The sequence below is a fragment of the Bradyrhizobium sp. 157 genome (assembly GCF_023073815.1).
Lineage (GTDB): Bacteria > Pseudomonadota > Alphaproteobacteria > Rhizobiales > Xanthobacteraceae > Bradyrhizobium.
This window is the reverse complement of record NZ_JADPKF010000091.1, coordinates 82,179-94,400: the sequence shown is the minus strand read 5'-3', so window position 1 is coordinate 94,400 and position 12,222 is coordinate 82,179. Positions and strand designations below refer to the sequence as shown.

At 63.2% G+C, this 12,222-nt stretch carries 5 protein-coding genes; all 5 read right to left on the bottom strand.

All coding sequences use genetic code 11. From position 1 onward, the window contains the following. Window positions 1–4: 4 nt before the first annotated feature. From treY to treS, 5 genes are read right to left on the bottom strand one after another with little or no spacing between them, the layout of a single operon-like run. On the bottom strand, window positions 5–2,794 hold the full coding sequence (treY, locus tag IVA95_RS27350) for a malto-oligosyltrehalose synthase (protein WP_247513327.1): 2,790 nt from the start codon (window positions 2,792–2,794) through the stop codon (window positions 5–7). Between the two features lie 4 nt (window positions 2,795–2,798). Further along, the gene (gene treZ, locus IVA95_RS27345) at window positions 2,799–4,550 is read right to left on the bottom strand and encodes a malto-oligosyltrehalose trehalohydrolase (RefSeq protein ID WP_247513326.1); all 1,752 of its coding nucleotides are present in this window, start codon (window positions 4,548–4,550) and stop codon (window positions 2,799–2,801) included. Next, the gene (gene glgX, locus IVA95_RS27340) at window positions 4,547–6,622 is read right to left on the bottom strand and encodes a glycogen debranching protein GlgX (RefSeq protein WP_247513325.1); all 2,076 of its coding nucleotides are present in this window, start codon (window positions 6,620–6,622) and stop codon (window positions 4,547–4,549) included. Before glgX ends, treZ begins: the two co-directional genes overlap by 4 nt. A 3-nt stretch (window positions 6,623–6,625) precedes the next feature. Next, on the bottom strand, window positions 6,626–8,773 hold the full coding sequence (gene glgB, locus IVA95_RS27335; protein WP_247513324.1) for a 1,4-alpha-glucan branching protein GlgB: 2,148 nt from the start codon (window positions 8,771–8,773) through the stop codon (window positions 6,626–6,628). Continuing rightward, complete coding sequence (gene treS, locus IVA95_RS27330; RefSeq protein WP_247513661.1) at window positions 8,770–12,084, bottom strand: maltose alpha-D-glucosyltransferase; 3,315 nt, start codon at window positions 12,082–12,084, stop codon at window positions 8,770–8,772. Before treS ends, glgB begins: the two co-directional genes overlap by 4 nt. Between the last annotated feature and the right edge of the window lie 138 nt (window positions 12,085–12,222).

Genomic DNA, 12,222 nt, shown 5'->3' with positions numbered 1-12,222 from the left:
CGCATCAGCCGCGACGGCGCCTTTGTGCCGGCTTTGCCGCGCCATTGAACCTGGCTTTCAGCACCGCGACCGGGAGATGCGTCAGCAGATCTGACAGACGCAATTGCGCGGCATCGGCGTCGGCAAAACCTTCCGCCGCATAATCGCCGACGTTCAGAGCGGCGTCGTAGTTCTCCGGACCAGGCCAGTGTCTGCCGCTGTCGGTAAACGGCGCGAACCATCGTGTGACCACGACAATCGCCGCGTCGCGACCCTGCCGCCGAGCGAACGCGATGAAGTGGTCGCGATGCGGCCCGCTTACTTCCAATGGCTCGTAATCACCGCTTGTGAACGTATCGGCGAGCTCGGTCCGAAGCTCAAGCAGATGCCGTGTCCAGGCCAGCTTCAGGTGACCGCTCGGCCATTTCTCGACCAGCCGATCCCAATTCGGATTCTCCACCGCGTCCAGCCGGCCACCGCGTTCGGCAAAGTCGACCGGCCGCCGGTTGTCGGGATCGACCAGCGAAAAATCCCAAAGTTCCGTGCCCTGATAGAAGTCCGGCACGCCCGGTATCGTCGTCTTCAGCGTGATATGGCTGAGCGAGTTCAGGGCGCCCAGCAACGAGAGCCGCTGCGCCAGCGTCTGCAGGGAATTCAGGAATTCGCCGGACACTGCCGGATCGAGAATCTTCGCGATGAAGCTCTTGACGCCCGCCTCATAGGTCGCGTGCGGATTGAGCCAACTCGTTTCCTGTTTGCCCTCGCGCGCAGCCTTCAGGGCATATTCCTGCATACGGTCCACAAACGATGCGTCGTCCGGCTGCCATGCCCCCACAAGCGCCTGATACAGCATGTATTCGAACGGTGCCGACGGCGCGCGAAGATCGCCATCGACGAGCAGATGCGGCGCGTTGAGCAGCTTCCATCGGGCTACCGTGCTGGTCCATTCGCCCGGAATTTCCGATAGCGCCAGAATTCGAGCGCGGGCATCCTCGCCGCGCTTGGTGTCATGCGTTGCAGTCGCCGTCATGCCATGCGGCCATTCCCCGGCGCGCGCCTCCATCATCCCGTGAAAGCCATCAACCGATAACGCCCTGGCCGCAGGATCGCCGCCGACCTCGTTCAGCGCAAGCAGGCGATGGTAGCGGTAGAACGTCGTGTCCTCCAGCGACTTTGCCATCATCGGTCCGGTGAACTGCTGCACCTTCAGTGCAAACCGGCGCACCCGCGGCGCACTGTGGTGCGTACGTCCGGGCTTGATCAGGTCCATCGTTAGCGTGTCGCGCAGGAAATCGAAGATGCCGTCATCGGCGGCAAACCAGTCGGCGCGCGCCCGTTCGATCGTTCCTGATATCAACTGGCGATCATGCGCAGACGGGCCCGACGCTGTCAGGTAGGTGCGGTACACCGGAAAGTGCAGCACGTAGAGTTCGAGCGCCTGCCGCAGGCTGTCGGCGGAATAGTCGCGGGTTGAATAATGCCCGCTGGCAATCCGCGCCAGGAGGCGCGTCAAGACCGTGAATTCGCTGGTCAGCAGCGTTTCCAACACGCGACGTTTTGCATCTCGCAGGATCGGTTCGAGTTTCGGCGACTGATTGCTGATTTGCCGCCAAATCTCGTCGAGCGGCTCCAGGCCGCTTCCCTCGATCAGCACATGGGTGATCGCGTTCAGCCACTCATAGCCGGTGGTGCCGTGAACGCCGGCGAACGGCGGCAGCTTTTCGTACTCGCCAAGAATTTTCTCGACCACCACGTAGAAGGGCCTGCTCCGCCCGCCAAAGCCATCGCGGATCAGCCGGCGCAGGCGCTGGAAATACTGGACGGGATCGCGCAGGCCGTCGATGTGGTCGAGCCGCAGGCCCTGCAGCTTTTCCTCCGCGATCAACCGTTTGACCAGACGGTGGACCGCTTCGAATGTGGCGGCGTCCTCGACGCGCAGGCCTGCCAGCGTATTGATGTCGAAGAAGCGCCGGTAGTTGATGTCGCTGGACGCAAGCCGCCAGTGCCCGAGCTTGTAGTGCTGGCGTTCGAGCAGATGATGCAGCGCCTGCGTTGCAGCGGCGCGATCCGCCCCGGCGCGATAGGCCGCGAGGCCGCGCGCGATGATCTCGGCGGCTCCCGCGATGCCTTTCAGCTCGGTCTTGAAGGCGGGCGCTTCCTTGCGGTTGGGACGTCGCGGCCCCTGATAGCGGGAGGCCAGCGCAAGCATGCCCTTGCCGGGCGTGCTGTCCTCCGCGCCCGCTTCCTTGACGATCATCCGCAGCATTTCGCCATAACGTTCCGGCGCGATCGGCAGCCGATGCTCAAAGTACCAGGCCGAAAAGCTGCCTTCGCCGGCGTCATAGCGCAATTCGATCTCGCCGCTTTCCAGCGCCTGACCGTAGGACGAGCCGATGATCGGCAGCAGCACCCCGCCGCGGGCGCGATACGGCAATTGTTCCCAGTCGATGTCGAACGAAGCCGCGTGCGGCGAGGCGGGACCCCATTCCAGCACGTCAAGCCACCATGGATTATCGTCGCAATGGACGCCGACATGGTTGGGCACAAAATCCAGGATCAGCCCGAGATCGTGTTGCTGCAAGGCTGCGCTGAGCCGCTCGAAGCCGGCTTCGCCGCCGAGCTCCGGATTGAACTGGGCGTGGTCGGTGACGTCGTAGCCGTGTGCGCTGCCCTTGCGGGCGCGCATGAAGGGCGATGCATAGAGATGGGTGATGCCGAGCGCCTTCAGGTAGGGCACCACGGCAGCGGCGGCGTCGAAATCGAAATCCGCCGACAATTGCAGGCGGTAGGTCGCGATCGGGATCGCCGGGGGCATTTTCCTATCCGATGCGCCAGTGCACCGACCATGGCGGGACGCTATTGCCCAACTCGCTACCCCAGATCAGGGTTCCTGCAGCTACGCCGTGGCTGACAGCGGCTTCCGACAGGTTGGCGGTGAGGCGAAGCGCGGTGCCATCGCCCATGCGCCAATCGGCTGTCAGCAACCCGTTGCTTTCCCCGTCTGCTGTCCCAAAAGCTGCGCCGGCCAGCCGCGGCACAATCTCTTGCCGCCGGACCTGCAATAGTTTTCGTACCATCGTCAGGCGCTTCCGCCCCGCCGGAGCGTCGCGGCCATTCCAATCGAGTACGGCGGAATCGCGGGTCGAAGCGGCAAGCGCATCGGGGACTTCATCACCATATTCCGCATAGGCCCAGGCCAATTCGATGCGGCGGCCCTTCCGAACCGCGTCGGCGAGTTCGCCGCCGAAATCGCAGAAGAACGGGAACGGGACCGTCGAGCCCCATTCCTCGCCCATGAACAGCATGGGGATGTGAGGCGCGATCAGCAGAACCTGAAGCGCCGCCTCGATCATCCGCGCATCGGCATTCCCTTCGAGCCGGTCACCCAGCGCACGATTGCCGATCTGGTCGTGGTTCTGCAGGAAGTTGATGAAGGCGGTCGGCGCCAGATGACGGCTCGGCTCGCCACGCCTGATGCCACGAAATGCGGACATCTCGCCCTGGTAGACGAAACCTGATGACAGCGAGCGGGCGATATCCGATATCGGCGAGCGCTGATAGTCGCCATAATAGCCCTGCTTCTCGCCGGTCATCAGCACGCGCCAGGCGTGGTGATAATCGTCGTTCCATTGCGCGCGGTATTTGCCGTGTGGTGGGTCCTGGATGGGGTCCAGAATGCTGGCGCGGTTGTCGCCGTTCTCCAGCACGAGGTGAATGTGCCGGCCGGTTTCCGCGGCAAGCCGGCCGGCAGCGGCGCTGATGTCGTGCAGCAGCGACAGCCCACCCGGTTCAACGATCGAGTTGACTGCATCGAGCCGCAGTCCGTCGAAGCGATAGTCGCGCAGCCAGGAGAGCGCGTTCTCGATCGCAAAGGCGCGGACCTCTTTCACGCGATAGTCGATCGCGCTGCCCCATGGCGTCTGGGCTTTGGTGAAGAAGGAGGGTGCATAGCGGCCGATATAATTTCCCTCGGGGCCGAAATGGTTGTAGACCACGTCGAGTATCACCATCAGCCCGCGCAGATGCGCCTCGTCGATCAGCTCCTTGAGATCTTCGGGACGGCCATAGGCGCTGTCGGGTGCGTACCACAAGACGCCGTCATAGCCCCAGTTGCGGGAGCCGGCGAAATCCGCCAGCGGCATCAATTCCAATGCAGTAATGCCGGTCTCGACGAGATGGTCGAGCCGGTCGATCATCGCGCGATAGGTGCCGTCCCGAGTGAAGGTGCCGACATGGGCCTCGACGATGACCGCCTCCTGCCACGGCCGCCCGCGCCAGCTTGCGGCCCGCCACGGATAGGCGTCATGGTCGATCACTTCGCTCGGGCCGAAAACGTCCTCGGGCTGAAACAGGGAAGCTGGATCGGGGACATCGAGTTCGTCATCGACGCGGAATTTGTAGCGTGCGCCGGCCTTGACGCCGGCAATATCGGCCGTGAACCAGCCGTCCCCGCCGCGCCTCATCGCGTGAGGTTGCTCCAGCATCACCTCGACGCGTGTCGCCGCCGGCGCCCACAGCCGAAACCGCGTGCCGTAGTTTGTCAGATGCGGGCCGAATTGCCGGTCATTCATGCCGCGCCCGCAAAGGCAAGCACCGACCGCGGCGGCGCGCTGGTCTCTGCACCGGAAGCGAATTCAACGAAGTTCTGCACGGCTACGGTCGTGTTCAGCACCTGCTGCCAGTTCTTGTACTCGGGCATCTCGGGCATTTTGAAACCGATCTCTTCGGGCGCGGCATTCAGGACGATAAAGATCGGCGGTTGACCTGGTTCCAAAGGCCCAAGCACATAGGCGAGGAAACGTCCTTCCGGAAAATTCCAGTCGGCTTCCTGCATCTCCTCGGCCGCGGGCGTCAGCCACAGCACGCCAAACGAGCCATCCTTGCGTCGTCCCGAAAGCCAGCGCTGGGAGCGGAGTTGCGGGAAGCGCCGGCGTAGCGCGGTCATGTGGCCGACGAAATCGATTAGGTCCTCGCCAGGCTTGCCGAGATTTTCCCAGTTGACCCAGCCGATTTCATTGTCCTGGCAATAGGCGTTGTTGTTACCGTTCTGCGAATTGCCGACCTCATCGCCGGCCAGCATCAAGGGCGTCCCCTGCGCGAGGAACAGGCAGGCGAGCTGGTTCTTGCGGAGCTGCCGGCGCAGCGCCACGATCGCGGGGTCGGTGGTCGGGCCCTCATGGCCGCAATTGTTGCTGTGGTTGTCGTTGGAGCCGTCGCGATTGTCCTCGCCGTTCGCCTCGTTGTGCTTCTCGTTGTAGCTGAACAGGTCCGCCAGCGTGAAACCGTCATGGACGGTGATGTGGTTGATGCTGGCGCGCGTTGCGCGGTTGTCATGGTGGAACAGGTCGGATGAGGCGGTCATGCGGCGCGAGACCTCGCCGATCAGGCTGCCTTCGCCGCTCCAGTAACGCCGCAACGCGCTGCGATAACGGTCATTCCATTCCGACCATTGCGAGGGAAACGCGCCGACCTGATAGCCACCCAAGCCGAGGTCCCACGGCTCGGCGACGAGTTTTACAGTTGCCAGCACCGGGTCCTGCCGCACGGCCGTGAGGAACGCGGAATTCCGGTCAAAACCGTTTGGCCCGCGCGCCAGCGTGGTGGCGAGGTCGAAACGGAAGCCGTCGACGTGACAGACCTCGACCCAGTAGCGCAGCGAATCCATCACCATCTGCAGCACGCGCGGATGGGTGAGGTTGACCGAGCTGCCGCAGCCGGTGAAGTCGTCATAGTAGCGCGGATGCTCTTTGTTGAGCCAGTAATAGGACGCGTTATCGATGCCGCGGAAACACAGCGTCGGGCCGAGATGATTGCCTTCGGCGGTGTGGTTGTAGACCACGTCGAGCATCACCTCGATGCCGGCGTCGTGCAGCCGCGCCACCGTGGTGCGGAACGCGTCGAGCGCGTTGTCCTGCGCATAGCGCGGCTCCGGCGCGAAGAACGCCAGCGTGTTGTAACCCCAATAGTTCGCAAGCTTCCGTTCCACCAGCACCCGGTCGTCGATCAGGCCGTGGATCGGCAATAGTTCGATGGTGGTGACGCCGAGCCGCTTGAGATGGTCGATCATCGCCGGCGAGCACAGCCCGCCATAGGTGCCGCGCCAGCCCGGCGCCACGTCGTCGCGCCTCTGCGTCAGGCCCTTGACGTGGGCCTCGTAGATGATGGTGTCTTCCCAGGCGATGTTCGGCCGTATCTCGCGGCGGCCCCAGTTGAAGCTCTCGTCGACCACGACAGCCTTCGGCATGCCGCGCGCATTATCGCGGCGGTCGAACGAAAGATCCTCGCGCGCGCTTCCCGTCCGGTAGCCGAAATGAGCGTCGCTCCACACCAGCCGGCCGGCGAGCCGCTTGGCATAGGGATCGAGCAGCAGCTTGTTGGCGTTGAAGCGGTGTCCGCGCTCCGGCGCGTAGGGGCCGTGGACGCGGTAGCCGTAGAGCTGTCCGGGCGAGACGTCGTTGAGATAGCCGTGCCAAACGTCCTCATTGCGCTCGGGCAGCTCGATTCGCTCGAGTTCGCGGCGGCCCTGGCCGTCGAACAGGCAAAGCTCGACCTTCTCCGCATTGGCCGAGAACAGCGCAAAGTTGGTGCCCCTGCCGTCCCAGCTTGCTCCGAGGCGGGCGGGGCTTCCCGCGGACAGTCGCATACGTCAGCCTTCCGGTACGAGAAAGATCGCAGCCAGAGGCGGAATGGTGAGGCTGAGTTCGGGGATGTTGCCTTCCAGGGTATGGACTTCGCCGACGTTGCCGACATTGCTGCCGCCATAATGCGCAGAGTCGGAATTGAGCGCTTCCTTCCACGTCCCGGCGAACGGCACCCGGACGCGGTAATTGTGATAGACGTTCGGCGAGAAGTTCACGACCACGAGGCAGCGCGCGCGCGCATCGAAACCCTTGCGCAGCCAGGCAAAGACGTTGCCGCCGGAATCGTGGGTGATGACCCATTCAAATCCCGCCTGGTTGCAATCCATCTGGTGCAGCGCCGGCACGCTGCGATAGAGCCGGTTGAGGTCGCGGATCAGGTTCTGGATGCCGCTATGGCGGGGCTGCGCCAAGAGGTGCCAGTCGAGCGAATGATCGTGATTCCATTCGCGCTCCTGGCCGAACTCGCAGCCCATGAACAGGAGCTTCTTGCCGGGATGGCCGAACATGAAGCTGTAATAAGCACGCAGGTTCGCAAAGCGCTGCCACTCGTCGCCCGGCATGCGGCCGAGGATCGATCGCTTGCCGTGCACGACTTCGTCATGCGACAGCGGCAAAATGAAATTCTCCGAGAATGCGTAATGCAAGCCGAACAGCACGTCGCCGTGATGGTGCTTCCGGTATATCGGATCCTTGCCGATATATTTCAGCGTGTCGTGCATCCAGCCCATGTTCCATTTGAAGCCGAAGCCGAGCCCGCCATATTCGACCGGCCGCGAGACCTGCGGCCATGCGGTGGATTCCTCCGCAGCCGTGGTGGCTTCCGGAAAATGCCCGAACACTTCGATGTTGAAGCGGCGCAGGAACTCGATGGCTTCGAGGTTTTCCCTCCCGCCATGCCGGTTGGGGATCCACTCGCCGGCGGGCCGGCTGTAGTCGAGGTAGAGCATCGAGGCGACGGCATCGACGCGCAGGCCGTCGATGCCGTAGCGATCGAGCCAGAACAGCGCGTTGGAGACCAGGAAATTGACCACTTCGGTGCGGCCGTAATTGTAGATCAGCGTGCCCCAGTCGAGGTGGCGGCCCTGCATCGGGTGAGCGTGCTCGTAAAGCGCGGTGCCGTCGAAATAGCCGAGCCCATGCGGATCGTCGGGAAAATGTCCGGGCACCCAGTCGAGCCACACGCCGAGCCCTTCGCGATGACAGGCATCGACGAGGGCGGAAAAATCTTCCGGCGCGCCGAACCGGCTGGTCGGCGCGTACAGGCCGGTCGGCTGATAGCCCCAGGAGCCGTCGAACGGATGTTCGCTGACGGGCAGAAACTCGAGATGGGTGAAGCCCATATCCTTCGCATAGGCCGGAAGCTGTTCGGCGAGGTCGCGATAGCTCAGCCATTCATTGCCGTTCTTGCGCCGCCAGGAGCCGAGATGGACCTCGTAGATCGAGATCGGCGCCTCGATCGCGTTGATGCCGGCCGGCGCGGGCCGCGGCTTCGGAATTCGGCTTTCATCGACGACGATCGAAGCCGTCGAAGGCCGGACTTCCGCCGCAAAGGCGACCGGATCGGATTTCAGCGGCAGATGCCGTCCGTCGGAGCCCGTAATATCGAACTTGTATCGGTCGCCGGCGCGGGCATGGGGCACGAACAGTTCCCAATAGCCGACGCCGCGCACCCGCATCGGATGCCGCCGCGCATTCCAGAAATTGAAATCGCCGACCACGTTGACCGCCTTGGCGTTCGGCGCCAGCACCACGAACGCCACGCCGTCGACGCCGTCGAGTGTCATCGGATGCGCGCCGAGCTTGTCGTAGATCCGCCGGTGGGTGCCTTCTCCCAGGAGATAGAGGTCGAAGTCGCTGAGCACGGGCGGAAAGCGGTAGGGATCGTCGAGATCGACGACGTTCTCGCCGAAGCGGGCGCGGAGCTGGTAGCGCTTCGATCCGTTCGGCAGCGCGCCTTCAAACAGCCCGGCATCGTGAATGCGTTCAAGCGGCGCCGTCTCGCCTTGCTCGCAGATCGCCTCCACGTTGGACGCTTCGGGGATAAAAGCGCGCACTACGCTGTGTCCGCCTTCGCTGTGCAAGCCGAGATATCGAAACGGATCCGAATGCTTGCCTTCGATGATTGCGTAGGCCTCTGCGGATAGCTTGGTCATGAGGCCTCGAAGGACGGTTGTGACAACATTCTGATAATTCCGCTCAGTGGCACGCGCAGCCATTCCGGCCGGAATGACAGTTCGTGCTCGATCTCGTTCAAGGCCTTCTCGAGCAGGAAGAAGGTCAGCAAGCCGTCTGCCGTCGTCGGATCGGCCGGCCACAGCCGTTGGTCGGTCATCGCTTCGCGGTAGGCGGCGAGAAATGCGGCTGTCGTCCGGTCCCGCCATTCGCCAAGCGCCGCGCCGAGCTTGCCGTGGTCATCGTGGGCTACTTTGAGCGCGCGCTCAAGGGCTGCGGTTGCCGAATAGTCGATCGAGCGGATCAGGCTTGCGATGTCGCGTGCTGCAGGCATCTTGCGCCGGCGTTCAGCAATACTGCGCCGCGGCGCGCCTTCGAAGTCGACGATGAAGATGTCGTCCTTGACGATCAGCAACTGGCTGAGATCGAGGTCGCCATGGCCGCGAATGTTGGCGGCGTCGGCCTCACGCAGCAGCAGCGTTTCCAGCCAATCCGGCAGGACCGGCTGCAACGCCAGCACCTGGTCGGCCAACGCTCGGTCGGCTTCCTTCAGCGTATCTCGCCGCTGCCGAAGCGCATCGAAGACGCGCCCGGCGCTGAGCATCAGATCGTCGACCCAGCGCTGCACATCGTCGCGGCTGGTCGGCTCCGGCGCGAATTCGGCAAGCTCGCCGTTGCTGGCGAGCGCAACATGCAGCTCGGCCACGCGCCGTCCGGCCTGCGAGATGTAGCGCAGATAAGGGATCTCTTCCTCGCGCTCGCCGGGATGGATGCTCGCTGCGAGCAGCCTCTGCTCCTCGACGAAGCGATCGAGATAGGCCGCACTCACGGTCCAGAGGTCGCCCTGATTGGCGATGAAGGCGTGAACGACGCCGATCGCGCTCTTCTCGTTGCCCTCGACCAACTCGGCGCTGCCGAGCAGCGCCGGCGCATTGGGAAAGTTGGCGATGTCGGTCAGGAAGCGTCCCATCTCGATTTCGGGATTGGGACCGGCCTGAACCGTCCGGTAGATCTTGACGACATAGTCATTGTCCACCAGCGCGGTGCTGCGCGGCAGTTCGGATTCAATGGTGCGAATGTGCTCGGGCTGCCGGATCGGCTTGTCGCCGAAGCGGCTGGTCGGGCGGAATTCGAGCCGCAACCCCTGTTCGCTCTCGTCGACCGTCAGCGATTGCTGCAGATTGCGCAAAAATAGCGCGATGAAGATCTGCTCGGTGGCAACGTCGAGCAGGGTTCCTTCGCGCGCTCCTTGCCGAACGGCGGCCAGCGCCTTCGGGTTGTAGCGCTCGCGGTCGAAGCGCACCCATTCGATCTGCATCGGCAGCACGTAGCGCGTGGTGACGCCGCGCTGCGTCGCTTCGAAAAAAGCGAGCCACGGCCGGTTGTCGCCGATGTCGCAGAACGGAATCGCCGACGTCAGTTTCGGATGGATCGCCTTGGCCGAGCGTTCCGGATACCAGCGGCTGCGCGCCAGATGTCCCGGAAGCACGTCGCGCTCGAACACGCCGCGCTCGCGCGCCAGCGATACCCAGGTCGCGTTCAACGGCACCACCAGCGTTTCGAACTCGGGCACTGCCCGCTGCGGCACCGGCGCCGACTTGTCGCGCTCCTGCAGTTCGAACCAGTAGAAGCCGTAAGGCGACAGCGTGATCATATAAGGTAGCTCGCCGATCGCCGGGAAGCGTGTGCGGCCGAGCATTTCCAGTGGGATGCGGTCCTTGAAGGCGGAGAGATCCAGTTCGGTCGCCTGAGCCGATCGCGACAGGTTGGCGACGCACAGAATGACCTCGTCCCCGTACTGGCGCACGTAGCACAGCACCGAGCGGTTTTCCGGGCGGATGAATGTCATGCTGCCGCGGCCGAAGGCGAGCGTGGATTTGCGGACCGCAATCAGCCGCTTGGTGGCAGAGAGCAGCGAGGAGAGGCTGCGCGACTGCGCCTCGACGTTGACGGACTCGTAGCCATAGACCGGGTCCATGATGGTCGGCGCGTAGAGCCGCGCGGGGTCGGCACGGGAGAAGCCGCCATTGCGATCCGGCGTCCACTGCATCGGGGTGCGGACGCCGTTGCGGTCACCGAGATAGATGTTGTCGCCCATGCCGATCTCGTCGCCGTAGTAGATGATCGGCGTGCCCGGGAACGAGAACAACAGCGAATTCATCAGCTCGATCTTGCGCCGGTCATTATCCATAAGCGGCGCCAGCCGGCGCCGGATGCCGACATTGATGCGGGCGCGGGGATCGTTGGCGTAGGTCGACCACAGGTAGTCGCGCTCGACGTCGGTGACCATTTCCAGCGTCAGTTCATCATGGTTGCGCAGGAACAGCGCCCACTGGCAATTGCTTGGAATATCCGGCGTCTGGCGCAGGATGTCGGTGATCGGAAAACGGTCTTCCTGCGCGATTGCCATGTAGATGCGCGGCATTAGCGGAAAGTGATAGGCCATGTGGCATTCGTCGCCACGGCCGAAATATTCCTGTACGTCCTCCGGCCATTGATTGGCCTCGGCCAGCAGCACCTTGCCTTTTGCGTAGGCATCGAGCTCACTGCGCAGCCGCTTGATGATGGCATGCGTCTCCGGCAGGTTCTCGTTGTTGGTGCCGTCGCGCTCGCAGAGGTAGGGAATGGCGTCGAGCCGGAAACCGTCGACGCCGGTGTCGAGCCAGCGCTTCATCACCTGCACCAGCGCGCTCACCACGCGTGGATTGTCGAAATTGAGATCCGGTTGGTGCGAGAAGAAGCGGTGCCAATAGAACTGGCCGGCTTCCGGGTCCCAGGTCCAGTTCGACTTCTCGGTATCGGTGAAGATGATCCGGGTGCCCAGATATTTCTGGTCAGTATCACTCCAGACATACCAGTTGCGGGCGCTTGACTTCGGGTCCGAGCGGCGGGCGCGCTTGAACCAGTCGTGCTGGTCGGACGTGTGGTTGATGACGAGTTCGGTGATCACCCGCAGGCCGCGCTTCTTGGCTTCCTGGATAAAGCGCTTGAAATCCTTCATCGTCCCGAAATCGGGATTGATGTCGCCGTAATCGGCGATGTCGTAGCCGTCGTCGCGGCCGGGCGAGGGGTAGAACGGTAATAGCCACAGCGTGGTGACGCCGAGGTCCTGCAGGTAACCCAGTTTCTCGGTCAGCCCGGCAAAGTCGCCGATGCCGTCATTGTTGCTGTCGGCGAAGGCCTTGACGTGCAACTGATAAATGATCGCGTCCTTGTACCAGAGCTCGTCGGTGACGGCGTCGGCGACGGGCACCTCTTTTGCTTCGACCACAAGGCTGCTATCCGGATTCAGCGGATAGGCACTGTCGATAGTGAGGGAGACGCCGGCGTTGGAGCTCTCGGCGGTTTGCGCTTTTTTGTTCACGGTGATGCCATTGCCATGGAAATGACGTCCCCGTTTCGTTTGCAGAAAGGGGGACGTTCCGGACAT